A 25,053-nucleotide genomic window follows, 5' to 3' on the forward strand; every position below is an offset into this window, starting at 1 on the left:
GCCACTCCGGGGCCGGCCGGCACCGCCGTCGGGCCCTGGTACGGCCCGCGGCCCGCGTCAGGCGGCCGGACCGGTCAGCCGGGCACCCTCCGCGGCCGGGCGGCTCCGGCGGGCCGGCCCCGCCACGGACAGGGCGCCGGGCCCGAAGAAGACCAGGAGCAGGAAGCCCCAGCAGAACAGCACGGGGGACAGACCGCCGTTCTGCAGGGGGAAGAGACCGTCCTTCTGGTGCTCGGTGAAGTAGGCGAACGCCATGATTCCCGAGCTGATGAACGCCGCACCGCGCGTTGCCACCCCGAGCAGGACAAGAACGCCGCACACCAACTCGATCACTCCGGCGTGCCAGAACGGCCAGTCACCCACCGGGCTCGCCTCCCGGCCGAGGACACCGAAGAGGGTGGCGACACCCTCGCTGGTGAACAGGATGCCCAGGACGATGCGGAACGCGCCGAGGACAAGAGGCTGGTATCCCGCCAGCCGGTCGTTCAGTGGTGCGGTGCTCATCGGTCGTACTCCTCGAATCAATACGCGCGCCGCCGAGCGGCGCGGGCGAGGCGGGACCAGCCTCTCCCGTACTGATTACGTTCGGGCCGGCCACTTGGCTCATCCGGACACCGGCTCAGCGGGGATGGGTCCCCGGGCCGTCGTGGTGACCGACCAGCGGGGTGGGGCTCAGGTCGGTAGGCCGCTCACCGGCCTCCAGCAGGGTGTCCGCGGCACCCACGATCAGGGGGTCGGGCTTGCCGACGGCGGCGTGGTCCTTCGCCGGGTAGTCGCAGCGGTCGAGCAGGCTGCGCATGGCTTCCAGGCGGCCGCGTCGCTTGTCGTTGTTCTTCACCACCGTCCACGGCGCGTGGGGGGTGTCCGTGGCACGGAACATCTCCACCTTGGCCGCCGTGTAGTCGTCCCAGCGGTCGAGCGAGGCGAGGTCCGTCGGCGAGAGTTTCCAGCGGCGCACGGGGTCCACCTGCCGGATGGCGAACCGGGTGCGTTGCTCGGCCTGGGAGACGGAGAACCAGAATTTCACCAGCGTGATGCCGTCCTCCGTCAACAGCTTCTCGAACAGCGGTGCCTGGTCGAGGAACTGGCGGTACTCGTCATCCGTGCAAAAGCCCATCACCCGCTCGACGCCCGCCCGGTTGTACCAGGACCGGTCGAAGAAGACGATCTCCCCACGGGCAGGCAGATGCGCCACATAGCGCTGGAAGTACCATTGGCCGGCCTCCCTTTCGGTCGGCTTCTCCAACGCGATCACACGGGCGCCGCGAGGATTCAGCCGCTCGGTGAATCGCTGGATGGTGCCGCCCTTGCCGGCCGCGTCCCGGCCTTCGCAGACCACGACGATCCGCTGGCCGGTGTCCTTCACCCAGCGCTGCATCTTGAGCAGTTCTATCTGCAGGATGCGTTTCTGCCGCTCGTAATCGGCTCTGCGCACTTTGTGGTCGTATGGATGGTTGTCCCGCCAGGTATCCACAGGGCTGCCGTCCTCGTTGAGCAGAATCGGCCGCTCGGGGCGCTGCTCGTCCACACTGAGGCCGTCGAGGAGTTCCTGCTCGACCGTATCTGAGCCGGTGCCGCTCATCGACGGCGCATCGTTCCGCTCGGAGTCCATGTAATTCCCTGTCCCTGCACGACGACCCAATCCATCCGGAACTCCTGCCCGCTCACCGCGCGAACACGCAGGTGCCGGTGCTCGCCGCCTCCGGCCCGACCGGCACACCTCGAGTACTCCCCGACGGCGGCACCTGACGCCGGCACCTCACAGTCCCTGCCGAACGACACCCCGGACGGTGGCCGACTCCGGCCTCGTCCTACTGCCGGCCCCGCACCCGCGTGCGGCCCCTCAACGGCCGGACCTCGGCCACAACGCGCGCGTACGAACAACAGGTGCACCACGTCCTGCACGTCACGGACCAGGTCCTCACGCCGGCGCAGGCGGCGGGGAAGGCCGCCGGGGCGAGCGCCTGATGACATCACCGCGCCCTTTCCGACGCCTGCGCGACCGAAGGAATTAACGCTTCCTCCGCGACTCGTTCGCCGAGACAGGCAATAGCGTGAACCATCACCGCGCCAGGAAGGGATTTGCTTCTCCAAGTAGCCCACAGTGAATTTCGTCGACGCAATGGTGCCGCTCGAGCGAAGCGGCAACAAAGCAGAGGCTCATTCACCTTCCCACTGCCCCTGACATGCCACTGCGCCCACCCGCCGGGCTGCTCGCCTCCGGAATTACTCGCCGCGGCGGCGCCCCCGGGGCCGGCCACGAACCACGACAGCCGGCGGGGCGGCCCCGCTCCCAACTCACCTGTCGACCAGGGTGCTTCACATCCACCGACACAGGGTGGACAAACAGGCCAAGTGCAGCATTCAAGGAATGTGACATAAATCCGGCGCCCGCTGGATTTTCCTGAACTCGGGGATCGACGTGACTCCGGGACATCACTTAAGGTACTCGCTGGCACCTGCATGAAAGGCACTCCCAAAAGGGGGCCGGATGGCCGCTGCCGCAGAGTCAACCCCGTTCCGCGCTTCTTTTCGGATCATCGAGCGACAAAAAGACGTCAGCACCCCCCGACCCTTTGCACTCGTATTCCTGTCGGTCCCGGCAGCGAGCTGGATCAGCCGCCCGCCGGTCCCGTCAGCAAACCAGACGGAGCGAAATACAGGATGCGGTTCCAGCTGTTAGGGCTGCTCAGCATCGCCGATGGCGAGCACGCCGCCGTGCTGCAGCCGTCCAAGCCGACGAGTCTGCTGGCGGCCCTGCTCATCCACTCCGGCGCGGCCGTGTCGACCGAGTACCTGGTGCGGGCCGTCTGGGACACCGAGCCCCCCGCCACCGCGCGGGCCGCCCTGCAGAGCTGCGTTCTGCGGCTGCGGCGGATCTTCGCGAAGTACGGGATCGCGAACGACGCGATCGAGGCCGTCCCGGGCGGATACCGGATGCGCATGGACCGCGAGACCCTCGACCTCGTCCGCTTCCGTGAACTGGTCCGCTCGGCGGACTTGGCCGGCGACGCCGAGACCGAGTCCCACGTGCTCAGGGAGGCGCTCGCGCTGTGGCACGGGCCGGTGCTGGCCAACGTGGCGTCGCACATGCTCCACCGCGACGAGGCGCCCCGGCTGACCGAGGAGCGCCTGCGGGCGCTGGAGCGGCTCTGCGACATCGAGCTGGCACGCGGCCGATGTCGCGAGGTGCTGTCGGAGGTCTGGGACGCGGCCAGACGCCACCCGGAGAGGGAGCGGTTCTCCGAACAGTTGATCGAGGCCCTCTACCGGACCGGCCGCCAGACCGAGGCCCTCGCGGAGATCAGAGCCGTCAAGGAGCGCCTCAAGGAGGAGTTCGGAATCGACCCGGGCGCCCCCCTGCAGCGCCTGGAGCTGACGATACTTCGCGGCGAGGATCTCGGTGCCCCGCAGGCCCGCGCCATCGCCGCGATCGAGGCCGCAACCGCCTCCCTTCCGGCGCTCCCGTCGGGCGAGGCGGGCGCACCGCACTCCACGTCGCCGGACGACCTGCTCCCGGTACCGGCCGTCGCGCCGGTACCGCCCTCCCCTCCCCCGGCGCAGGCCCCCGCCGCTCCCACGGTCCCGGCGGTCCCCGCCGTCCCGGCCGCCCCGTCCGCGATCGCCCCGGTGGCCCCCGTCCCCTGTTTCACCGGCCGCAGCACTCAACTCGCCGCTCTGCAAAGCGCGTTGACGGCCGACGGTCCGGCAGCCGGGCCGGTGGTGATCTCCGGAGCCCCCGGGATCGGCAAGACGGCTCTCGCCCTCCAGGCCGCCCACCTGGCTCAGGAGGCCTTTCCCGGCGGCTGTTGCACGCTCCGGATGACCCGGGCGGACGGCAGTCCTGTCGACGCCTCCGAGGCCCGCGCCCAGCTTCCGCCCCTGAACGGACCCGGACGTCGTCTGCTCGTCCTCGACGACGCGGTGAGCGCGGAGCAGATACGCCCCCTGCTCCCCGCCCCCGGCGAGGGCGTCGCCGTGGTGACCAGCCGGCGCGGCCTGGCCGGGCTGATCGCCACCCATGGCGGGGTCGTGCACCGCCTCGACACGCTCGACCCGGAGGAGTCGCATCACCTGCTCATCAGCACGCTGGGCGCCGAGCGGGTCGCAGCGGAACCCCAAGCCGCCCGTGAACTGGCCCGCATGTGCGGTCACTTCCCGCTGAGCCTGCGGATCGCCGCTGCCCGGCTGCTGACGCGTCCCGGCCTCGGCATCGGCGACTGCGCCGGCTGGCTGGCCGCGGATCTGCCTGCCAGGCTCTCGCTGGCGGACGAGCCGCTCATGTCCGTACCCGGCGTGTTCGGGGCGGCGCTGCGCCGGCTGAGTCCCGAGCTGAGGGAGGCGTTCGTGCTGCTGGCCACGGAGCGCGGGAACGCCCGTGCGGCGCCCCCGGACGTGTCCGACGAGGTCCTCGAACGGCTGGCGGACGCCGGATTCGTCGAGGAAGGCCCGCCCAGGCCGTACCGCATCCACGAACTGCTCAAAATCTACGCGCGTCAGCTGGAGACGCCCCCGCCACGGCTCCGCATCGGTACCACGGCGGCCCCCGGCTGACCCAGCGACCACCCGCCGGCCTGGCTCTCACCGGTCCCCTTCCGGACGACCGCCCGGCCACCCCACCCACCCGGCCCCCATCCAAAGGTGACATCAGCATGCCTTCCGCACGGTACGAAGCCGTCGCAGCGTCCCGCCCCCGCATCCGGCGCGACGTCCTGTTCACCGAGACGCCCGACGGTGTCCTCTTCCACAACGCCGACGGCGGCTTCCGCCTGACGGCCAAGTCGGCGTACCGCTTCGCCACCCTGCTCGTGCCGCACCTCAACGGCGAACACACCGTCGCCGAGATCTGTACGGGGTTCGGCGACCGGCAGCGCGCGATGGTCGGTGAACTCGTCGGCACCCTGTACGAACGGGGCTTCGCCCGGTCCGTCCCGCCCAGACCCTCGCCGGAGGCGTTCGACGGGCCCGAGCCGTCCGACGACGTGGCGCGTCGCTACGCCGCCCAGATCGCGTACGCCGACCACTACGCCGACGACGCCGCGCGGCGCTTCCAGCGCTTCCGCGACACACGGGTGGCCGTCGTCGGCAGCGACCTGGTGGCGCGCTGGTGCGTGCTGAGCCTGCTGCGCAACGGCAGCGCCGCCATCGGCGTGCTGCCCGGGCTCGACCTGGAAGGGATCACCGACGAGGCGACGGCCGCCGGCTCCGACGGCTGCCCCGTCGACATCCACGAGCTCGCCGTCTCCGCCCCGCTCACCTGGGCCGCCGTCGAGGGGTACGACGTCGTCGTCGTGACGGGCGGACCCGAGGCCCCACGCGTCGTGTTCCCGCTGCTGCGCGCCGGAGTCCCCACGGGCCGCACCCTCCTGCCGGCCTGGTCGTTCGGACGGCACGCGGTCGTCGGTCCGTCGATGTCGGCGCAGACGACGGGGTGCTGGGCGTGCGCCGTGCTGCGCCTGGGCGCGGGCGAGGGCGCGGCGCAGGCCGCGGACGTGTGGAGTTCCCTCGCCCAGGACCTGCCGGCCGCCACCCAGATCCCCGGCGTCCACCCCGGGCGGCCGCTTGCCGCGATGCTCGGCAACATGCTCGGCTACGAGGTGTTCAAGACGGCGACGGGGGCGCTGCCCGCCGAGACGGCAGGGCAGCTGGTCATCCAGGACGTGGAGTCGCTCGACGTCACCTCGGAGCCGCTGCTGCCCCACCCCCGGTGTCCCTGGTGCGCGCAGGACACACAGGCGGAGTCCCCCGTGATCGATCTCGCGAGCCTGGACACCGGGGGCGGCGCACTCGACCTGCCGACCGTCGACACCGCCCGCGAGGCGGACGCCCTGGTGGAGGAGCTCAACCGCCGCTCGGTGCTGCTGCGGCCGCACGCCGGTGTGTTCTCCCGCTACGACGACGAGGGCATCACACAGACACCGCTCAAGCTCAGCGTCGTGGAACTCGCCCTCGGCCACGGGCGTACCCGCCGTCTGGGCGCCGCCGACGTCCATCACGTGGCGGGGGCCCGGCTGCGCGCCCTGCATCGCGCCGCCGAGACGTACGCCGAACACGTCGTGCCGCACCGGCGCACCGGCGCGCCGATGCCGGCCGTCCGCCTGGCCCCGGCGGAGTTCGGTACGTGGTCCGGCATCGGCGGTGCGCAGACCGACGTACGCGGGTGGGTCGCGGCCACTTCCCTGCTCACCAAGGAGCGGTTCCTGGTGCCGGGTGAGGCGGTCCGTCCGTTCGGGGCCGACAACCGCGACCGGCTGTTCGAGGCCACGGGGGCCGGGATGTGCGCGGGGGCGAGCGCGACCGACGCCGCCGCGCGGGGCATGCTGTCGGCCCTCGCGTACGACGCGCTGCGGCGGGCGTTGCACGGTTGTGGCGTACCCGGTGTCGCCGTGCCCGCCGACGCCGATCCCGAGCTCACCTTCCTGCTGCGCTCCGCCGCCAATCTGGGCGTCGAGGCGGAGCTGCTGGACCTCGGGGAGCGGGAGCGTTCCGGGGTGGCCGTGGTGCTGGCCCGGGCCGGGGCCCGCTGGGCGGTGGCGGCCGAACTGTCGTACCCGGCCGCGGCGTCGGCGGCGCTGCGTGACCTGCTGGGTGAGGTCCAGCTGGAGCAGCAGGGCCTCGCGGACGGGACCTCGTACGGGGATGCGCTGCTCAGCGACTTCGACCCGCGCGCGCTGACGGTCACCGCACCGGTGACCGCCGAGGAGACCGAGGCGCCGTCGTGGACGGGCGTGCTGCGCAGGCTCGGCGAACAGCGCCGTGACGCGCTCGTGGCGCCCACGGGCTCCGCGGACCTGGAGCGTGCCGGTGTCCACGTGGTGCGCGTGCTGCTGACGTCGGAGGCGCGGCGTGTCGGTTAGCACCACGGACAGGCCGGCCGGAGCGCCGGCGGCGCCGGGACCGAGTCCGGTGCGGCTGATGGCCGGCCTGCTGCGGACGGCGCTGGACGGGCAGGGGCACGGTGGCGTGGCCGTGACGGTGCGCGCGCTGGGGTTCGGCGACGCGTTCACCGAGGCCCCCGGCCCCTGCGAACAGGGCTCCGTCCCCGTGCACCTGTACGCGCGGCAGGCCGTCGTCGGCCCCCTCACGGCCGACGGCGGGTCGCCGTGCCCGCAGTGCCTGACCAGGCGCTGGCAGGCGGTCCGTTCGGTGGCGCTGCGCGACGCGCTCGAACTGGGCGGCGCCACGCACGAGTCGGGACCCTGGCCGTACGCCGTGCCGTTCACCGCCGAGGCACTCGCCTCAGTGGTGGCACAGGCACAGACGCCACCGGCGGGCGAGCCCTTCCCGGACGTGCTCGTGCTGGACCTGGAAACGTTGTCGGTCCGCCGCCACCCCCTCGTCCCCGACCCCCAATGCCCGTCCTGCTCCCGGCCCGTGGCCGACACGCCCGAGGGCGCCGTCGTCACCCTGGCGTCCGCGCCGAAGCACGCGCCGGGGACGTTCCGGCTGCGGAGCATCGAGGCGTACGACATCGACGTCGCCGCCTTCGCGAACCCGGTGTGCGGTGCCCTCGGGCCGTCGGTCGTCCATGACGTCTCCTCCACGTCGACGTCCGCGACCGTCGGCTGCTTCTCGATGCGCTCCGGGGAGTACCTGCGCGAGACGTTCTGGGGCGGACACGCGGGCTCGTTCGGCACCTCGGCGCGCATCGGGGTCCTCGAAGGGCTGGAGCGGTACGCGGGCATGCGGGCGCGTGCCAAGCGGACCACGGTGACGGGGACGCTCGACGAGTTCGGCGCCGACGCGGTCGACCCGAGGCGCGTGGGGCTCTACTCGGAGGCCTTTTACCGGGAGAACCCGCATGTCGTGCCGTTCGCCCCGGACCGCGAGATCCCGTGGGTGTGGGGCTTCTCCCTGCGTGACCGGAAGCCCCGGCTGGTGCCGGAGATCCTGACGTACTATCACGCGCCCGGCCTGGAGAACCGGTTCGTCCAGGAGAGCTCGAACGGCTGCGCGTCGGGCGGGTGTGTGGAGGAGGCCGTCTACTTCGGTCTGATGGAGGTCGTCGAACGGGACGCCTTCCTGCTCGCCTGGTACGGACAGCAGCCGCTGCCGGAGATCGACCCCGCCACCAGTGCCCGCCCCGCCACCCGGCACATGGTGGACCGGCTGGCGATGTACGGCTACCGGGCCCGGTTCTTCGACACCCGCATCACGTTCCCGATACCCGTCGTCACCGGCGTCGCGGAACGGCTGGACGGCGGCCTGGGGCGGATGTGCTTCGGGGCGGGCGCCGGGCTGGACCCGGAGTCCGCGCTGGACGCGGCGCTGTGCGAGATCGCCACCGACGCGGTGAACCTGCGGGGCAGGTCCGAGCGCGACGAGGCCAGGCTGCGCGCCATGGCGGAGGACTTCTCGCGGGTGACCGCGCTGCACGACCACCCGCTGGTCTACGGCATCCCCGAGATGGGCGTCCACGCCGACTTCCTGCTGCGAGCCCCGTCCACCGAGGCTCCCCTCGCGGTCGCCGACCTCCGCTGGCCGGACGCCTCCGGCGCGGCTGCCTCGCCCGACGTGCGGGACGATCTGGAGCGCTGTGTCGCCGCGGTCTGCGCCGCCGGGTTCGACGTGGTGGTCGTCGACCAGACCCTGCCCGAGCAGCGGCTGCTGGGGCTGCACACCTACAGCGTTGTCGTCCCCGGTCTGCTGCCGATCGACTTCGGCTGGTCGCGTCAGCGTGCCCTGGGCATGCCCCGGCTGCGCACCGCGCTGCGCGAGGCGGGCCTGCGCGAGCGGGACCTGGAGGCGGCCGACCTCAACCCGGCCCCGCATCCGTTCCCGTGACCGCACCCGTCCGCACCGCTGCCAGCCCCCACGCCACACAAGAGGAGACCTCCGTGGGCTACGCCCATGAATACGCGACGGCCATCATGCACCGCGGCCGCATCCCGATGGAGCCGGCCGACTTCGTGCCCGACTGGGCGGACCGCCCACGCAAGGCGAAGTACTACCCGGGTGCCCAGTCGTTCCCGCTGCCCGACACACCGTATCCCGCGCACGCCACGGTCACGGCCGGCTGTCTGCCCGACGGCCGCCCGGGCACGGCGGAGCCGTTCACGCTGCCCCTGCTCTCCGGCATGCTCCTGGACTCCTACGGCCTGGTCGGCAGGCGCCTGGGCGTCCAGGCCAACACCGACCTCGCGGCCCTGCCCCACTACCCGCAGGCCAACTGGTCCCGGGGCACCGCCTCCGGCGGCGGCCTGTACCCCGTGAGCGTCTACTGGGTCTCGGGCCCGTCCGGACCCCTCACCCCCGGCGTGCACTACTACTCACCGCCGCACCACTGCATGCAGCGGCTGCTGGCGGGCGACGTGAGCGGCGAGGTGCGCGCGGCCCTCGGAGCACACGGTGAGGCGACGGACCAGTACCTGGTGCTGGGCGTCAAGTACTGGCAGAACGCGTTCAAGTACAACAGCTTCTCGTTCCACGCCGTGAGCATGGACGTGGGGGCGCTGCTGCAGACCTGGCGGATCTGGGCACGCGCCCGGGGGCTGCGGCTGGCGCCCGCCCTGTGGTTCGACGAGGCACGGCTGGCCGGCCTGCTGGGCCTGGGCGAGGACGAGGAAGGGCTGTTCGCCGTCGTACCGCTGCTCTGGGACACACCACCGGCCGCCTCGGACACCCCGGGGGAAAGCGGCGGCGCGGCCGTCCGCCGACGGGATGCCGAGCGCTCCCGGACGGTGCTCGACTTCGACACGCTGCACCGCATGCACCGCGCGACGGCGGAGCACGCGAGCGACCGACCGGCGCCGGGCGCCCTCGGCACCTGCGCGCCGGCCGCCCCGGCCGGGGCCGCGGAACCGGTCGCGCTGCCGCCCGCCGTGTTCCCCGAGGTCGACGTGCGCACGGCACTGCGCACCCGGCGCAGCAGCTTCGGCCGGTTCGACGCGACCGTCCCGCTGACCGCGGCGCAGCTGGCCACCACTCTCGCCGCCTGCGCCGAGACCCGGCTCGACAGCGACGCCGAACCCGACGGCACACCACGGCAGGCACGGCTGTACGCCTTCGTCAACCATGTCGAGGGCGTCGAGCCCGGCGCGTACGCCTACGAACCCGGCACGCACACGCTGCGGCTGGTGGCGCCGGGCGCGCCGGGCTCGTTCCTTCAGCAGAACTACTTCCTGTCCAACTACAACCTCGAACAGACGGGCGCGGTCGTCGTCCCCACCCTGCGCACGACGGCGGTTCTCGACGCCACCGGCGACCGGGGATACCGGCTGGTGAACGCGACCGTCGGGGCGATCGCGCAGACCTTCTACACCGCCTCGGCCGCGCTCGGGCTCGGCGCCGGCGTCGCCCTGGGCTTCGACAACATCTCCTACATCGAGCACCTGGGGCTGGAGGGCACCGGGGAGGCGCCCCTGCTGATCATGCTGCTCGGCAACGAGCGACCGCACCCCGCCGACTTCCGCTCCGACATCGCCTGACCGGGAGCCGCCATGACACAGAGAACCAGTTGGCAGCCCGGCCGGCGTTTCCTCCTGCGGGTGGCCGGCCTGCCCGTCGAGACCGTGCGCGACCTGCGCTGCCCGGACAGCGTTCGCTGGGCCGACGACGTGCTGTGCGCCGAGGAGGAACTGCTGGAGCGGGCCCGGGAACTGAGCGACGTACTCCATACACTCGTCCCTGCCGCCGAACGGGCCTTCCCGGATGACGAGGGCGGGCGGCGACGGCACCTGCTCGCGCTGCGCCGGGACATCTTCAACAACCGGCTGCCCAAGGGGAGCGCGTCCGCACTCGGCCTGATCGAGGCGCTCGATGCGGCCGTGGCCGCGCGGACCCGGCAGTGGCTCGACGGCCGGCGCGCGCTGGACGAACTGCGCCACCGGGGAACCGCGCTGCTGGGCGGGGAACTCGCCCGCACGCGCACCGTGCTGCAGACACTGCTGGACGAGGACCGGCTGCGCGACGGACTGCTCCTGGCGTCGCCGACACTCGAGGCTCGCCTGGAGCCGTACGCGCGCCTCGGCGCGGGCGTGCGTCCCGACAAGCGGCTGCGCAAGGTCGAGCGTTCGGTGCTGTCCTACCTGTACCGGACGGCGTGCAAGACCAGCCCGTTCAGCACGTTCACGGGCGTCGCCCTCGGCACCTTCGACGACGGCGACGACCCGTCCGTGCGGCTGCGCGCCGAGTGGCGGGGCCGGGTCCGGCTGAACGTCGTGGTGCTGGCGCGTTTCGCCGAGCAGATCCTCGCGTCCCCCGCGCTGCGCGCCGACCTCCCGGTCCGGCTCGCCTCGGGCTGGGGCAGCGACGACCACCGCGTACGGTACGTGCGCCGCTGGGTGACCACGGGCGACGACGACGCGGCGGTCACCTTCGACGCGGTCAAGGACCGGCTGTTCTTCCTGCGGCGCAGTGGGACGCTGGACCGGCTCATCGCGCTGCTGAGCGACCACGAGCTGCGCCACGGGGAGTTGGTGAGCTGGCTGTGCGCGGAGTACGGCGCGGGCGCCCCGCTCGGTGAGACGTACGTGTCGGCGCTCGTGCAACTCGGCATGATCCGGGTCCCGTGCCTGGACACCGACGTGCACACGGCCGACCCGTTGCGTGCCTTCCAGGACGCCCTGCGGGCGCTGGAGCGGCCGTGGGCGGACGAACTCGCCGGTGAACTCGGCACCGCGGCCTCGCTGATCGACGCGTACCCGAACGCGAACACAGCCGGACGCGCGCACCTGCTGCGCCGGCTGCGGGTCAGTCTGGGCGACGCCCAGCGGCTGCTGGGCGTCTCTGAGGTGTCCCTGCCGCAGACCCTGCTCTACGAGGACGCCGACGCGGGCGACGACGTCTCGTGCGGGCTGGGCGCGTGGACCGGCGCCGACGGCGGGGCGCTGCGCTCGGTCGAGCGGATCCTGCCCGCGTTCGACCTGACCCTGCCGCAGCGGTTGACGTTCAAGGGCTTCTTCCTCGCCCGCTACGGCAAGGGCGGCCGGTGCGACGACCTGCTCGGTCTCGTCCACGACTTCCACGAGGACTTCTTCGACCAGTACCTCTCCTTCACGGCCAAGCGCGCTCCCTTCGACGCGAAGGGCGACTACGTGCCGGAGGAGAACTGGCTGGGTCTCGCGGAGATCAAGGCCCTGGACCGGGGCAGGCAGGCGTTCATCGGCCGGATGCGCGCGTTGTGGGCGGAGCACACCGGCGAGGCCGACGTCGTCCTCGATGAGGAGCACCTCGACGAGGTCGCGGCCGAACTGGACGGACTCGACGCCCCGTTCACCCCGCAGAGCCACCACCTGCAGGTGACGTCCGAGGACGGGGAGCCGCTGCTGGTCCTCAACCGCTCCTACGGCGGGCTGTCGTTCCCGTTCAGCCGCTTCACGCACGTCTGGGACGAGGGCCCGGGCCCCGGCGTCTCGGACCTGCTGCGCGAGCAGGGCGTGCGTCTCACCCCGCCGGGAGCGGTCCTCGCCGAGCTCACCGGTGGCCCCGTGACCAGCAACCTCAACCTCCACGGACGCCTCACCGACTACCAGATCGTGTGTCCCGGCGAGGCGAGCAGTGTCCCCGAGGACCGCCGCGTCCACCTGGACGATCTACACCTGGAGCACGACGAGGCGCAGGACCGCCTGGTGCTTCGCTCCACGCGGCTGGGCTGCGAGGTCATCCCCGTGTACCTGGGCTACCTGGTGCCGCTCGCCCTGCCGGAGACCCCGCGCACTCTGCTGCTGCTGTCGCCGACGTCGATGGCCCCGCTGGACGTCTGGGCCGGGGTCCCGCACGGCCCGGCGCACCGGGGCGTCACCCGCCGCCCGCGCGTGCGGCACGGCAACCTCGTCCTGGCCCGGCGCGGCTGGTCCACCACCGCCGCGTCCCTCCCGACCCGCCCGGCCGGTACCCCGGAGGACGAGGTCTTCCTGGCCTGGCGGCGCTGGCGCCGCGAACACGGCCTGCCCGCGCGGGTGTTCGCCACCGTCTCCAGCGGCCCCCGGGGCGGCGCGGGCGCCAAGCCGCAGTACGTCGACTTCGACAGCTTCCTGTCGCTGACCGCGTTCGAGGCGCTGGTCAAGTCGCCGGACGACCGGGTCGAGCTGCGCGAGATGCTGCCCGCCGAGAACGGTCTGCACGTCGTCTCCGAGCGCGGCAGCCATGTGGCCGAACTCTCCGTCGAGACCTTCACCACCACCCGACGCACCGAGGAGAACGCCCCGTGTCCGAGCTGAACCCCTCCCCCGGCGCGTGGCAGGCCATGCACGTCTTCTACGCCGCCAACCCCCAGCCCCTGCTGGTGAACTGCGTCGGTCCGCTGATCGCGGGACTCAGGGAGGACGGCCTGCTGGCCGGCCACTTCTTCATCAACTACTGGCTGGAGGGCCCGCATGTGCGGCTCCGTCTGAAGCCGGCGAGCGAGGAGGCGACGCCCGAGGTGCGCCGCCGGGCGGAGGAGGCCGTCGACGCCTTCCTGCGCAGCCGCCCCGCGCTCTACGAGGTCGACTCCGGCTTCCTCAACGACTTCTACAACACGCTCTTCGAGATCGAGTTCCCCGAGGGCGACCGCGGCGACTTCATGGCGGAGGACGGCCGGATGCGGCTGCGTCCGAACAACTCCCGCTCCTACGAGCCGTACGAACCCGAGTACGGCAAGTACGGCGGGCCGGCGGGCGTCGCCCTGGCGGAGTGGCACTTCGCGCACTCCAGCGACCTCGTGATCGACGCCCTGGGGACCATGAACCTGCACCTGCGGACCGTGCTGCTGGGCACGTCGGCGCAGCTGATGATGGTCATGGCGGGCTGCTTCCTGCCCGACGACGACGAACTGGCCGGCTATCTGGAGAGCTACTACGAGTTCTGGCACCGTGCCTTCCCCGGCACCGGCTTCATCGGCTCGTCGGAGTACGACCGCAACTACGCCGAGATGGCGCCGCGCCTGGGCCGCCGCTTCGAGGAGATACGCGGGGCCGTCGCCGCGGACCGGCTGGACCGGTTGCCGGCCTTCCTGCGCGGCTGGGCGGCGCACTGTCTGGAGCTGCGGGAGAAGGCGGTCGCCCTGGCCGAGGCGGGCGAACTGGTCTTCCGCTCCTGGGACGGCACCCGTGACAAGCAGGTCACCGACCCGGCCGTCGCCCTGCCGCTGCTGCTGTCTCCGTACATGCACATGACCAACAACCGGCTGCATGTGACGATCCGCGACGAGGCGTACCTCTCGCACATCCTCGGGCGGGTCCTGCGCGCGGGCAGCGCAAGCGCGGCGGAGGCCGCCTCATGAGCCCGGAGCGGGCCGAGGTGCTCACCCACCGTCCCCGGCTGCGGCCGGAGGTCCAGCTCAGCCCGCCGCTGCTGCGCGGCCCGGCCACCGTGCACCTGATCAGGGACCCCGCGGACGGTTCCGCCTTCGAGGTCGGGCCCAAGGAGTACTTCCTCATCTCCCGGCTGGACGGGGAGAGGAGCCTGGAGGAGATCGGCGGCGAGTACGCCTCCGCCTTCGGCCGGCGGCTGGGTGAGGCCAACTGGCGGCAGTTGCTGGGGCTGCTCGGCGCCAAACGGCTACTCGCCGGCGCACCACCGCGCGAGGTGCCGGCCACGCCGCCCACCCCGCCCCTCAGCGGCAGCCTCTACCGGGGCAGCCTGCGTCTGGTCGCCGACGCGGACGCGACCACCGGGCGCCTGCACCGGGCGCTGCGCCCGCTGCTGCGCCGGCGGGTCCTGCTGCCCCTGCTGCTGCTCTGTCTGGCCATGGAGACCGTCCTGGCCGCAGCGCTCGGCACGCTCGTACGGGACACCTGGTGGCTCTTCCACCAACCGGTGGCGCTGCTCGGTGTGTTCACCCTGCTGTGGCTGAGCACCGGCGGCCACGAGCTGGCGCACGGGATCGCGGCCCGGCACCACGGCGGCACGGTGAGCGAGATCGGTCTGCGCTGGCGGCTGCCCGCCGCGATCATGTACTGCCGGGTGGACGACTACCGTTTCCTCGGCGGGCGCCGGCGTCAGCTCGCGGTCGGCGCGGCCGGCGCCTTCACGAACCTGCTGTTCCTGCTGCCCTTCGCCCTCTGGTGGGCGGCGCTGGAGCCGGGCGATCCCACTCGCCGGGTGCTGTCGGGACTGCTCCTGCTGGGCAGCGTTCAGGCACTGGTCAACCTTTTGCCACTGCCCCCGCTGGACGGGTACACCATGCTCTCCCACGTGCTCGGTGTGTCCAACTACGCGCCCGAGAGCGGGCGCTACCTGCGTCTACGGCTGCGCGACCGCGAGGCCGCGGCCGGCTACCCGCGCCGGGCGCGGGTTCTGTACACGGCATACGGGATCGGCTCGTCCGTTCTGGTCTGTCTGATCGCGGCCGCGGTGCTCGCGGCCGTGCTTGTTCTGCTCGCCCCCTGACGGGCCTGTTTCGAGGAGCTGTTCATGACGGAGACGGAAACCGTGCCGGCGGACCCCGGCAACCGCGCGGCGGACGCCGCCATCGAGGTCGAGGGGGTGAGCAAGCGCTACGGCACCCGCCAGGCGCTTGACGGGGTGTCGCTGCGCGTCGCCCGGGGCGAGTTCTTCGGCCTGCTCGGACCCAACGGCGCGGGGAAGACCACCCTGGTGGAGATCATGGAAGGCCTGCGCCAGGCCGACTCCGGCAATGTCAGCGTGCTGGGCGGCTCCCCCTGGCCGCGCGATGTCGCGCTGCTTCCGCGGCTCGGTGTCCAGACCCAGTCCTCGGCCTTCTTCGTCCGTCTGAAGGCACATGAGCACCTGGAGACCGTCGCCGCCCTGTACGGCGCGGACCACGCGGCGGTCGAACGGACGCTGGAGGCCGTGGCACTGACGGAGCAGCGGGACACCCGCGTGGAGGACCTGTCCGGCGGCCAGCGCCAGCGGCTGGCCATCGCCTCCGCCCTGGTGCACGACCCCGAGCTGATCTTCCTGGACGAGCCCACCGCCGCGCTCGACCCGCAGGCCCGCCGCGACCTGTGGAACGTCCTGCGCGGGCTGAAGGAGGCGGGCCGGACCATCGTGTACACCACGCACCACCTGGACGAGGCGGAAGCCCTCTGCGACCGGGTGGCGATCCTGGTCGACGGCCGCCTCGCCGCGCTGGACTCCCCGCGCGGGCTGGTCGGCGCCGCGGGCACGGCGACCTCGGTGCTGCTGCCGCCGGACCGGATGACCGTGGCGCAGGCGGAGGCGATCGAGGGCGTCGACCGCGCCGTGCTGAGCGGCGGCAGCCTCGTACTCGAGACGCGGGCGTCCGGAAAGGTGATGTCGGCACTCGACGCGCTGGGCGGCCTGGACGGCGTGCAGACCCGCTCGGCCACCCTCGAGGACGTCTACCTCCGGCTCACGTCCGACGCCGGCGACGGGAACTCCCCGCACACCCAGAACCCCCAGAGCACCCAGAACCCCCAGAACACCGATACCACCGATACCACCGATACCACCGAAAACACGGAGCACCAGGCATGAGCGCATACGGGGCACTGACGGCGGCCGGGTACCGGGCCCAGGTCCGGGACACCGCCGCACTCTTCTTCACCTTCGCCTTCCCACTGGTCTTCCTGGTGGTCTTCGGACTGATCTTCAGCGGCCAGCAGGTGGAGGAGACCGGCCGGCCGTACATCTCGTACATCGCGCCTGGCGTGATGTCCTGGGGCGTGGGCAACGCGGCGGTGTTCGGCATCGCGTTCACGCTGATGCAGTGGCGCCGCGACGACCTGCTGCGCCTGATCCGGATGACGCCCACGAGCCTGCCCACGGTGCTGGCCTCCCGCTACGTGCTGGCGCTCGCGATCGGCGTCGTGCAGGCCGTGGTGTTCGTCGCGGTGGCGCTGCTGCCGCTGTTCGGGCTGGAGCTGGACTCACGGTGGCCGCTGGCGCTGCCCGTGCTGCTGCTCGGCATCACCGCGTTCCTGTCGATCGGCGTGATCATCGGCTCCTACGCCGACACACCCGAGGCGGTCGCCGCCATCGCGAACTTCCTGATGGTGCCGATGGCGTTCCTGTCCGGCTCGTTCCTGCCGCTGGACATGATGCCGTCCTGGCTCCAGACGCTCTCCCGGGTGCTGCCGCTGCGCTACTTCAACGACGCCGTCTCCGCGTCCCTGACCGGCAACGGCAGCCTCGGTGACGTGGCCGTCGGATGCGGCGCGCTCGCCGGCTTCACCGTCGTCTTCGCGGCCATCGGCCTGAAGACCTTCCGCTGGAGCAACCGCGCATGACGACCACCGCGGTACGGGAGGGCGTACCGCTTCAGGAGGCGGTGCGCCGGCTGCGGTCGGCGCTGGCCGAGCGGTGCGCCCCGGGTGCGGCCCCCGAGGTGGTGCCCCTGGGGGCCCGCGACGTGCGGGACGACCCGCACGCCTCGGTGCGGCCCGCGGCCCTGGTGCATCTCACCTCCCGCGAGGTGCTGGTCGGTCCCTGGGGCGGCGACACGGACGCCCGGGCCTGCGGGACCTGTCTCGCGATGCGCTGGCAGCGGCTGCGGTCACGCACCGAGCGGGACGCCCTGGAGACGGGCACCCCGTGGAGCTTCGCCCCGCACTGGCCCGAACAGCCGGCGTTCGTCGCGGACGCCGCGCACGCCCTGTACGAGGCGGCCAACGGCTTCCCGGCACTCGTGCCGCCGGGGCGGACGCCCGCCGACCGGGCGCTGCCGCAGGTTTCCTGCCTGGATGTGGCGACGCTGACCGTGCGGACGTTCCCGCTGTACGCCGACCCGCTGTGCCCGCACTGCGGTCCCGGCGGCACGGACAGCCGCCGGGAGGGCGAACTCCCCCTGGCGAGCCGTCCGAAGCCGGCCGAGGACGGCTACCGGCTGCGGCCGGCGTCCTCCTACCCGCTCGCACCGGAGGCGCTCGCGAACCCGGTCACCGGCCTGCTGGGCGCCGGGACCTGGCTCAACGTCACCTCACCGACCACGGCGCCGGTCGCGGGCAGCGTGTTCATGCGCGGCTACGCGGGTCTGACCGACGTGACCTGGAGCGGTCAGGCCAACGGCTTCGCCGCCAGCCGCGACCTGGCGTTCCTGGAGGGCCTGGAGCGGTACGCCGGCACCCACAGACGGCGCGGTGGCAAGCTGCTCAGCGCCTCGTACAACAGTCTAAGCGAGGACGCGCTCAACCCCGCCGACTGCGGCTTCTACGCTCCGGAGACCTACCGCGACGACCCGCTCGTCGACCCGTTCGACCCTGACCGGCCGATCCCCTGGGTGTGGGGCTACTCCCTGCGCGACCGGCGTCCCCTGCTGGTCCCGGCCCGCCTGGTGCACTACAGCGCGGGGGTGGCGGCGGACAACTTCGTCTTCGAGTGCTCCAACGGGTGCGCGATCGGCAGCTGCCTGGAGGAGGCGGTGCTCGGCGGGCTGCTCGAACTGATCGAGCGGGACGCCTTCCTGCTGGCCTGGTACGGCGGGACCCGGCTGACGGAGATCGACCTGGCCACGGTCGGCGACCCCACCGTCCGCGCCATGATCGACCGGGCCGCCCTCCAGGGGTACGACGTGCACGCCTTCGACAACCGGATCGATCTCGCCGTGCCGGTGGTGACCGGTCTGGCGGTGCGGCGGGACGGCGGACCGGGCCTGTACTCCTTCGGTGCCGGCGCCTCGCTGGACCCGGCGTCGGCGCTGGAGGGTGCCCTGTCAGAGGTGCTGACCTACATTCCGCACCTGCCGGGCCAGGTGCGCGAACGGCAGGGTGAACTGGAGGCGATGGCGGCAGACTTCACCAAGGTGGCGCACCTGAAGGACCATGCCCAGCTGTACGGCCTTCCCGCCATGGCGGTGCACGTGGCGCCGTACCACGAGCCCAGGGCGGTGGGCCCGATGGCGGAGGTGTACGCGGCCTGGGAGAGCACCGGGCGGCCGCGTACCGGTGATCTGGCGGACGACGTGGCCCTGTGCCGCGACGAGCTGGTGCGGGCCGGGCTCGATGTGATCGTCGTGGACCAGACCACCCCGGAGCAGCGGAGGATGGGGCTGCGGACGGTGTGCGTGCTGGCTCCCGGGCTGCTGCCGATCGACTTCGGCTGGTCGCGCCAGCGCGCGCTCGGCATGCCCCGGCTGCGGACGGCGGCGCGCCGCGGCGGGCTGCGCGACACGGACCTGGAGGGGTGGGAGATCCGCCGGGTTCCGCATCCGTTCCCCTGACACGCCACGCCGAACGGCGACGGCCGGGTCGCCGCCCGCCACTCCCGGGGGAGTGCGGGCGGCGACCCGGCCGATTCGGCGCCCGGCCAGGCCTGACGCCGACGTCTGCGGGCCTGGGATCAGGCGCTGCAGGAGGTGGTGCTGGTGGTGGAGGAGCAGGTCGAGGTGGAGGAGCAGCTCGTGGAACCGGCGAGCACGACCTCGCTGGCGTCCGAGTAGTCCGAGATCTCGAAGGTCTCCGACTCCAGCTCCAGGATCTCGTCGGCGAGGGCGGCGAGCGTCGACTTGTCAGCCATGGTCACTCCTGAGGTGAGGACGCCACCGGGCTCGTCCCGGGGCGTTCGGCTCCCTCATTGGATCGGTCTCCGCTGACGCATCGGGCTGCCGCCCGCTGTCAGGGCGCTGTCATCCGGTGACAGCGTCCTGACAGCGGGCGGCAGCCCCGGCACCGGATCATGTCCGGGTGAGCACACCGGCGAAGGTCCCCTCGGACAGGTACGCGCCCGTCCTGCGGCAACTGGACGCGGTACTGCGGCCGCTCACCGTCTTCGCGATGGACCTCCACCAGAACCCGGAGCCGTCCGGCGAGGAAGCGCGTACCGCGGCCCGCTTCGCCGACGCGCTGGCCGCGGAGGGGTACGCGGTGACGCGGGGCGTCGGTGGCCACGGCGTGGTCGGCGTCCTCACCAACGGTGAGGGGCCGCGCCTCTACCTGCGGGCCGAACTGGACGCGCTGCCGGTCCGGGAGCGGACCGGCCTGCCGTACGCCGCCCAGGGCCCCTTCATGCACGCCTGCGGCCATGACCTGCATGTGGCCGCGCTGCTCGGCACCGCGACGCTGCTGTCCCGTGCGCTGCCGCACTGGCAGGGCACGGTGGTGGTGGTCGGTCAGCCGGCCGAGGAGACGCTGACCGGGGCGCGCGCGATGCTGGAGGACGGCCTGTACGCCCGCTTCGGCCGTCCCGACGCGGTGCTGGCCCAGCACACCGCGCCTCTCCTGGGCGGCATGGTGGCCCACGGCTACGGACAGCCCGTGCTCGCCGGCAGTGCCCAGCTGGACGTCACCCTGCACGGCCGGGGCGGGCACGCGGGGGCGCCGCACCTGACGGTGGATCCGGTCCTCGCCGCGGCGGCGGTGGTCCTGCGCCTCCAGGGGATCGTGTCCCGGGAGAGCGCGCCCGCCGAACAGACCACCGTCACCGTCGGCCGGATCCACGCCGGCTCCCACAGCGGCGTCGTACCGGACAGCGCCGCGCTCGGCATCACCGTGCGCGCGCTGTCCCCGGCATCGCTGGACCGTGTCGTGACAGCCGTCGAGCGAGTGGTACGGGCCGAAGCGGCCGCGTCCGGCTGTCGACGCGACCCGGAGATCACGGTCGTCTCGCGGTCCCCTGTCACCCTCCCCGACGGGGAGGTGACCGCGGTGACGCGCGAGGCCCATCGCGAAGTGCTCGGCGCGGAACGGGTGGTGCCGTGGGCACCGTCGATGGCGACCGAGGACTTCGGGCTCTACGGCGACGCGGGCCAGGAGATCCACGGCTGCGCCGGGATCCCTCTGGGCTACTGGATGGTCGGGACGGTGGGCCCGCGCCAGTGGGCCGCCACGAGCGGCGCGAACGTCACGGAAAGGCTCGCGTCGCTGCCGTCGAACCACTCCCCCGAGTTCGCGCCGCACCTGCCCCTCGCCCTGCCCTCGGCGACGAGGGCGCTGACCGCGGCCGCACTGGCGCACCTGAAGCCGGCGTCCGGAAACTCCCGGCCCAGGACGGAGAACTGATCCGGCGTCTCGTTCGGCCCTCGCCGATGTCGCGACAGCCACTGGTCGTCGGTGCGGGGAACACGGCGAAGGAGCTTGTGGGCGGAGCGTTCGGCAGTGATCGAGACGTCCGGTCCCGCACGGCGAGCCCGACGGCCCCTCGTGAGGGAGGCCGCGCGCGGCAACCGCGCAGGACGCACCTCGCATCAGCGGCGGGAGATCCGCGTGCATGCTCTGCACGGCCAGGGGTAGACGCCGTGTCATCGACCCGCCGGTGCGCGGGTCAGCAGAGTCTGCAGAGGGAGGGACTGGAGCAATGACGGCGACCACGATGTCAGGGGCCGAGACCGGCGTTGAGCAGACGGTCGGGGAGCTGCTGCCCGAGGTGGCCGACCCGGCCAAGATCGCGCCGAAGGACGCGCGGTCGCTCTCGAAGCAGTTCTTCGAGCGGCTCGCCGTGCTGGAGGAGGGCACGCCCGAGTACCAGTACGCGCGCAACACACTGATCGAGATGAACACCTCCCTCGTCCGCTACGCGGCCGGCCGTTTCCGCAGCCGCGGCGCGGACGAGATGGAGGACATCGTCCAGGTCGGCATCATCGGGCTGATCAAGGCGATCGACCGGTTCGAGCTGACGCGCGAGGTCGAGTTCACGTCCTTCGCCATCCCCTACATCGTCGGCGAGATCAAGCGGTTCTTCCGCGACACCTCCTGGGCCGTGCACGTGCCGCGCCGTCTGCAGGAGGCCCGGGTCGAACTGGCCCGGGCCACGGAGGAACTGCGCTCCCGCCTGGACCGTATGCCGACGGTCAAGGAGCTGTCCGAGCTGATGAACCTCTCCGGGGAGGAGGTCATCGAAGCCCGGATCGCCTCCAACGGATACAACTCGTCCTCCCTGGACGCCACGCTGAGCGGCAGCGAGGAGGGCGAGGCGGTGCTGGCCGACTTCATCGGCACGGAGGACGCCGCCATGGAACTGGTCGAGGACTTCCACGCCCTCGCCCCGCTGATCGCCGGCCTGGACGAACGGTCCCGGCAGATCATCCACTGGCGGTTCGTCGAGGAACTCACCCAGGCCCAGATCGGCGAGCGCCTCGGCTGCTCCCAGATGCATGTCTCCCGCCTGCTCTCACGCACCATCAAGCGCCTGCGCGCAGGCATGCTCGCCACCAACTGACCGTCGCCGTGGGGCGCGCGGGGGGCGCCCACCCCCCGCCACCCTGACCCGCCGTAGGGGACCAACCCCGCCCCCCCCCCCCCGTCCCCCACAGGGCGCCGCCCCCCCCGCCCCCCCCCCCCCCCCCCCCCCCCCCCCCCCCCCCCCCCCCCCCCCGCCCCGCCCCCCCCCCCCCCCCCCCCCCCCCCCCCCCCGCGGCCCCCCCCCCCCCCCCCCCCCCCCGCCCGGCTACAGGAACCGTCGTACGGGAAGGACCGCGGCCTCCCGCACGCGGTCCAGCATGGCGCGACGTCTCCAGCGCGCCGGGTCCATGGCGACGCTGCCTTCGAGGTCCGCGTCGAAGTCCCGGTCCAGGCCCGCGGTGAAGTCCTCGTCGAGGACGGCGAGCATGACCTCCTCGTCGTGGTCCATGGAGCGCCGGTTGAAGTTGGTGGAGCCGATCAGCGAGGCCACCCCGTCCACCGTGATGATCTTGGCGTGCAGCATGGTCGGCTGGTACTCGCAGATGGAGACGCCCGACTCCATCAGCCGCTCGTAGTGGTACCGGCCGGCGAGCTGGCAGGCCCGCTGGTCGGTGTGCGGTCCGGGCAGCAGGATCTCCACCGTCACGCCCCGGCGCGCGGTCGCGCACAGCAGGTCGACGAAGTAGGTGTCCGGGGCGAAATAGGCGGTGGCCAGACGGAAGCGTGACTCGGCGGAGGTGAGCATGACCCGGATCAGGGTCTGCATGTCCTGCCACCCGAAACTGGCCGAGCCGCGCACGACCTGCACGACGGAGGTGCCGGGCTGCTCGTGCCCGGTGAAGCGGTCCCGGTCGTCGTAGAGTTCGTCGTGGCATTCGGCCCAGTTCTGGGCGAAGGCGGCGGCGACACCGTCCACGGCCGGCCCCCGCAGTCTGACGTGCGTGTCCCGCCACTCGTCCGGGTTGCGGGCGTCGCCGCACCACTCCTGGGCGATGCCGACACCACCGGTGAACGCCGCGTGCTCGTCCACCACCAGCGCCTTGCGGTGACAGCGGTGGTTCTGCTTGAACGGCGACAGCCACAGGGGCTTGCGGAACCAGGCCACCTGCACGCCGGCGGCATCCATGTCGTCCAGCAGGTCCCGCTCTATCTCCTTGGCTCCGAACCCGTCGAGCAGCAGCCGCACCCGCACCCCGTCACGGGCGCGTTCCGCCAGCGCGCCGGCGAAGTCGCGGGCGATCCGGCCGCGCCAGTACACGAACGTCATCATGTCGATCGTGTGCTCGGCGGTCCGGATGGCGTCCAGCATCGCGGGGAAGATCTCGTCGCCGTTGCGCAGGGCGACGAGCTCGTTCCCCTCCGTCGCGGCCACCCCGATCAGCCGCTCCAGGCGACGGCGCAGCCGCAGGGTGCCTTCGGGAGCGGCACCGGGACGTTCTCCGGCGACCGTCATGCGCTCGTCCGGACCGTGAGACCGGCGCCCAGGACCAGGGCGGGCACGGGCCGGACGGGGACGTCCCCTACGCCCGGTGACGACATCGCCGCCCGTCCTACCGGCTCCCGGCGCGGCGCCGAGACCAGCTGTGACATCGCCTTGCTCCCTCTTTCCGTCCTACGCGGCCGAGCGGGAAGCCTAAACCGCGCGACCCCGCACGTCCATCAGCACCGAACGCCACGCGGACCGCCCGCACCCGCGCTGCCCCGGGCGCGGCCCCGTGCCGCGCGGAACCACCGCGACTACGCGCTGAGCAGGCCTTTCCGGCCCTCACCGCCCCAGGCCGCACGAACGTCCCGCCGCGGTGGCACGCCGGGCGCGTCCAGTTCCCGCCGGTGCCGGCGACCTGGCCGACCCGGTCCTCCCAGCCCCCGCCAGCCGGAGCCTGCCGGTCCGGTCGAGAAGGAGTCGCGTCCGCCGAGACCAGTTCCTGGCCCAGGCGGATCTGGGCACCGAGCTCGGCGGCGTAGTCGTACAGCAGACGATCCGTGGTGGCCTGCGGGACGCCGAGGACGCATGGGCGGTGTCGGGCCCGCCGGGCGACACCGCTTTTGCCGTCCGCCCGGCCGGACAGCCCTTCCCTGAACAACAGGCCTGTCGGCCGGGTGAGTTCCGGGCCATCTCCACGCCGAGACATGTGTCGGCCCCTCAGGGCGGACGCATCCGTACGCACGCCTCCCGCACGCCCTGCACCCGCGGATGCCGCGTGGCCCACCGCGCCCTTCGCGCGGCGGTGAGGCGGTGGCCCCGCCCGGCATGGGCTCGCTGACGTGCAGTCGGGTGACGTGGGACTGCCCCGGCAGGGGGATGCGTCGGCGTGTCGCTGGGACAGACGGGTGGAGCCGTGACACGGCTGGGCGGCCCGGATGGTGCGTGGCAAGGGACTGACCGACGGTGGTTCGTGTCGAGACCGGGTCCACTCCAGTCGATGCCGTATCCACTGCCCGGTCACGGCGGAAGGACACCGATATGCGTTCTGTCCGCATTCTTCTCGCCACGGCGGCAACCTCCGCCGCGCTCGCCTTCGCCTCGCCCGGTGCCGCGTTCGCCGCACCGGCCGAGGACCACGGAGGCCGCGACGACTCCTCGTACAGCAAGGAGCACGACCGCGACTCCGGCGGCGGCCACGACAAGGACTCCGACGAGTACGACAAGTCATACAGCAAGGACTACGACAAGGACAGCAACCACGACGGACCGCGTGGCGGAATGCACACCGGCGGCGGGGCACTCGCCGCGGTGCAGGGCGGCGAGGACTGGAACTCGAGCCACGGGGACAGCAAGTACGAGGAGTCCCACAAGGACGAGGGTGGCAAGGAGGGCGGGCACGGCAAGGACAGCTGGGGCGGCGGCGACGACCACGACAAGCCGCGCGGCGGTATGCACACCGGCGGCGGCGCCCTCGCCTCGCCCGGCGTCACCGCTGGTGGGCTGGCCATTCTGGGCGTAGGCGCCACCGGGCTGTACGCGCTGCGCCGCAAGAAGGCCACCAGCCCGGCGTCCTGACCTCTCCCCGCTCTCCAAGGCTGCGGCCGCCGCCGGCGCACACCGTGCCGGCGGCCCGCGCTCCCGAGCTCACCAGTCAGTGCCGCCGTGCCG

Annotated in this window: 17 protein-coding genes; 13 read left to right on the forward strand and 4 right to left on the reverse strand. The window is 72.5% G+C overall.

What is annotated here, in order from left to right; genetic code table 11:
* Positions 1 to 57 precede the first annotated feature (57 nt).
* Both ACGF8A_RS18985 and ppk2 read right to left on the reverse strand, forming a co-directional pair.
* A complete protein-coding gene (locus tag ACGF8A_RS18985; protein WP_393109532.1) occupies positions 58 to 504 on the reverse strand; it encodes a DoxX family protein in 447 nt (148 codons plus the stop codon).
* A 115-nt stretch (positions 505 to 619) separates the two neighbouring features.
* The gene (gene ppk2 / locus ACGF8A_RS18990; RefSeq protein ID WP_393109534.1) at positions 620 to 1,612 is read right to left on the reverse strand and encodes a polyphosphate kinase 2; all 993 of its coding nucleotides are present in this window, start codon (positions 1,610 to 1,612) and stop codon (positions 620 to 622) included.
* 1,052 nt (positions 1,613 to 2,664) lie between these two features.
* Here ppk2 and ACGF8A_RS18995 point away from each other — a divergent pair.
* From ACGF8A_RS18995 to ACGF8A_RS19040, 10 genes are all read left to right on the forward strand, one after another.
* On the forward strand, positions 2,665 to 4,554 hold the full coding sequence (locus ACGF8A_RS18995) for a BTAD domain-containing putative transcriptional regulator (RefSeq protein ID WP_393109536.1): 1,890 nt from the start codon (positions 2,665 to 2,667) through the stop codon (positions 4,552 to 4,554).
* A 98-nt stretch (positions 4,555 to 4,652) separates the two neighbouring features.
* Positions 4,653 to 6,857, forward strand: a complete 2,205-nt coding sequence (locus tag ACGF8A_RS19000) for a TOMM precursor leader peptide-binding protein (RefSeq protein WP_393109538.1) — start codon at positions 4,653 to 4,655, stop codon at positions 6,855 to 6,857.
* The gene (locus ACGF8A_RS19005; RefSeq protein WP_393109540.1) at positions 6,847 to 8,784 is read left to right on the forward strand and encodes a TOMM precursor leader peptide-binding protein; all 1,938 of its coding nucleotides are present in this window, start codon (positions 6,847 to 6,849) and stop codon (positions 8,782 to 8,784) included. Before ACGF8A_RS19000 ends, ACGF8A_RS19005 begins: the two co-directional genes overlap by 11 nt.
* A gap of 53 nt (positions 8,785 to 8,837) precedes the next feature.
* Positions 8,838 to 10,427, forward strand: a complete 1,590-nt coding sequence (locus tag ACGF8A_RS19010) for a nitroreductase family protein (protein ID WP_393109542.1) — start codon at positions 8,838 to 8,840, stop codon at positions 10,425 to 10,427.
* 12 nt (positions 10,428 to 10,439) lie between these two features.
* Positions 10,440 to 13,160 (forward strand): lantibiotic dehydratase, encoded by a 2,721-nt coding sequence (locus ACGF8A_RS19015; RefSeq protein WP_393109544.1) that lies wholly within the window; start codon positions 10,440 to 10,442, stop codon positions 13,158 to 13,160.
* 26 nt (positions 13,161 to 13,186) lie between these two features.
* Positions 13,187 to 14,203: a lantibiotic dehydratase C-terminal domain-containing protein gene (locus ACGF8A_RS19020; RefSeq protein ID WP_393109805.1), complete on the forward strand. Its 1,017-nt coding sequence runs from the start codon at positions 13,187 to 13,189 to the stop codon at positions 14,201 to 14,203.
* Entirely contained in the window at positions 14,200 to 15,312 is a 1,113-nt protein-coding gene (locus tag ACGF8A_RS19025) for a peptidase M50 (RefSeq protein ID WP_393109546.1), read from the forward strand. The genes ACGF8A_RS19020 and ACGF8A_RS19025 overlap by 4 nt, the downstream gene beginning before the upstream one ends.
* A gap of 24 nt (positions 15,313 to 15,336) precedes the next feature.
* Positions 15,337 to 16,383, forward strand: a complete 1,047-nt coding sequence (locus tag ACGF8A_RS19030) for an ABC transporter ATP-binding protein (protein ID WP_393109548.1) — start codon at positions 15,337 to 15,339, stop codon at positions 16,381 to 16,383.
* Positions 16,380 to 17,135 (forward strand): ABC transporter permease, encoded by a 756-nt coding sequence (locus tag ACGF8A_RS19035; RefSeq protein WP_393109550.1) that lies wholly within the window; start codon positions 16,380 to 16,382, stop codon positions 17,133 to 17,135. The genes ACGF8A_RS19030 and ACGF8A_RS19035 overlap by 4 nt, the downstream gene beginning before the upstream one ends.
* Positions 17,132 to 19,063, forward strand: coding sequence for a TOMM precursor leader peptide-binding protein (locus ACGF8A_RS19040; protein WP_393109552.1), 1,932 nt, complete (start codon positions 17,132 to 17,134; stop codon positions 19,061 to 19,063). The genes ACGF8A_RS19035 and ACGF8A_RS19040 overlap by 4 nt, the downstream gene beginning before the upstream one ends.
* A 119-nt stretch (positions 19,064 to 19,182) precedes the next feature.
* Here the strand turns inward: ACGF8A_RS19040 and ACGF8A_RS19045 are convergent, their stop codons facing one another.
* Complete coding sequence (locus ACGF8A_RS19045) at positions 19,183 to 19,359, reverse strand: thiazolylpeptide-type bacteriocin (RefSeq protein ID WP_053760578.1); 177 nt, start codon at positions 19,357 to 19,359, stop codon at positions 19,183 to 19,185.
* Between the two features lie 167 nt (positions 19,360 to 19,526).
* Here ACGF8A_RS19045 and ACGF8A_RS19050 point away from each other — a divergent pair, with 167 nt between their 5' ends.
* A complete protein-coding gene (locus ACGF8A_RS19050; RefSeq protein WP_393109555.1) occupies positions 19,527 to 20,840 on the forward strand; it encodes an amidohydrolase in 1,314 nt (437 codons plus the stop codon).
* Between the two features lie 295 nt (positions 20,841 to 21,135).
* Positions 21,136 to 21,996, forward strand: coding sequence for an RNA polymerase sigma factor SigF (locus ACGF8A_RS19055; protein ID WP_393109557.1), 861 nt, complete (start codon positions 21,136 to 21,138; stop codon positions 21,994 to 21,996).
* A 228-nt stretch (positions 21,997 to 22,224) separates the two neighbouring features.
* Here the strand turns inward: ACGF8A_RS19055 and ACGF8A_RS19060 are convergent, their stop codons facing one another.
* A complete protein-coding gene (locus ACGF8A_RS19060; RefSeq protein ID WP_393109559.1) occupies positions 22,225 to 23,412 on the reverse strand; it encodes a phosphatidylserine/phosphatidylglycerophosphate/cardiolipin synthase family protein in 1,188 nt (395 codons plus the stop codon).
* Between the two features lie 1,011 nt (positions 23,413 to 24,423).
* On the opposite strand from ACGF8A_RS19060, the gene ACGF8A_RS19065 reads away from it, so the two are divergent.
* Entirely contained in the window at positions 24,424 to 24,960 is a 537-nt protein-coding gene (locus ACGF8A_RS19065; protein ID WP_393109561.1) for a hypothetical protein, read from the forward strand.
* Positions 24,961 to 25,053: the final 93 nt, after the last annotated feature.

Origin of the sequence: Streptomyces sp. NPDC047706 (assembly GCF_043204795.1) — a bacterium.
Taxonomy (GTDB): domain Bacteria; phylum Actinomycetota; class Actinomycetes; order Streptomycetales; family Streptomycetaceae; genus Streptomyces.

Excerpts from the sequence above, each read along its gene's own strand:
- ACGF8A_RS19040 (WP_393109552.1), top strand. The coding sequence starts at position 17,132 with ATGACGACCACCGCGGTACGGGAGGGCGTACCGCTTCAGGAGGCGGTG.
- ACGF8A_RS19000 (WP_393109538.1), top strand. The coding sequence starts at position 4,653 with ATGCCTTCCGCACGGTACGAAGCCGTCGCAGCGTCCCGCCCCCGCATC.
- ACGF8A_RS19025 (WP_393109546.1), top strand. The coding sequence starts at position 14,200 with ATGAGCCCGGAGCGGGCCGAGGTGCTCACCCACCGTCCCCGGCTGCGG.
- ACGF8A_RS19035 (WP_393109550.1), top strand. The coding sequence starts at position 16,380 with ATGAGCGCATACGGGGCACTGACGGCGGCCGGGTACCGGGCCCAGGTC.
- ppk2 (WP_393109534.1), bottom strand. The coding sequence starts at position 1,612 with ATGGACTCCGAGCGGAACGATGCGCCGTCGATGAGCGGCACCGGCTCA.
- ACGF8A_RS18995 (WP_393109536.1), top strand. The coding sequence starts at position 2,665 with ATGCGGTTCCAGCTGTTAGGGCTGCTCAGCATCGCCGATGGCGAGCAC.
- ACGF8A_RS19065 (WP_393109561.1), top strand. The coding sequence starts at position 24,424 with ATGCGTTCTGTCCGCATTCTTCTCGCCACGGCGGCAACCTCCGCCGCG.
- ACGF8A_RS19045 (WP_053760578.1), bottom strand. The coding sequence starts at position 19,359 with ATGGCTGACAAGTCGACGCTCGCCGCCCTCGCCGACGAGATCCTGGAG.
- ACGF8A_RS19055 (WP_393109557.1), top strand. The coding sequence starts at position 21,136 with ATGACGGCGACCACGATGTCAGGGGCCGAGACCGGCGTTGAGCAGACG.
- ACGF8A_RS19060 (WP_393109559.1), bottom strand. The coding sequence starts at position 23,412 with ATGACGGTCGCCGGAGAACGTCCCGGTGCCGCTCCCGAAGGCACCCTG.
- ACGF8A_RS18985 (WP_393109532.1), bottom strand. The coding sequence starts at position 504 with ATGAGCACCGCACCACTGAACGACCGGCTGGCGGGATACCAGCCTCTT.
- ACGF8A_RS19015 (WP_393109544.1), top strand. The coding sequence starts at position 10,440 with ATGACACAGAGAACCAGTTGGCAGCCCGGCCGGCGTTTCCTCCTGCGG.
- ACGF8A_RS19020 (WP_393109805.1), top strand. The coding sequence starts at position 13,187 with ATGCACGTCTTCTACGCCGCCAACCCCCAGCCCCTGCTGGTGAACTGC.
- ACGF8A_RS19030 (WP_393109548.1), top strand. The coding sequence starts at position 15,337 with ATGACGGAGACGGAAACCGTGCCGGCGGACCCCGGCAACCGCGCGGCG.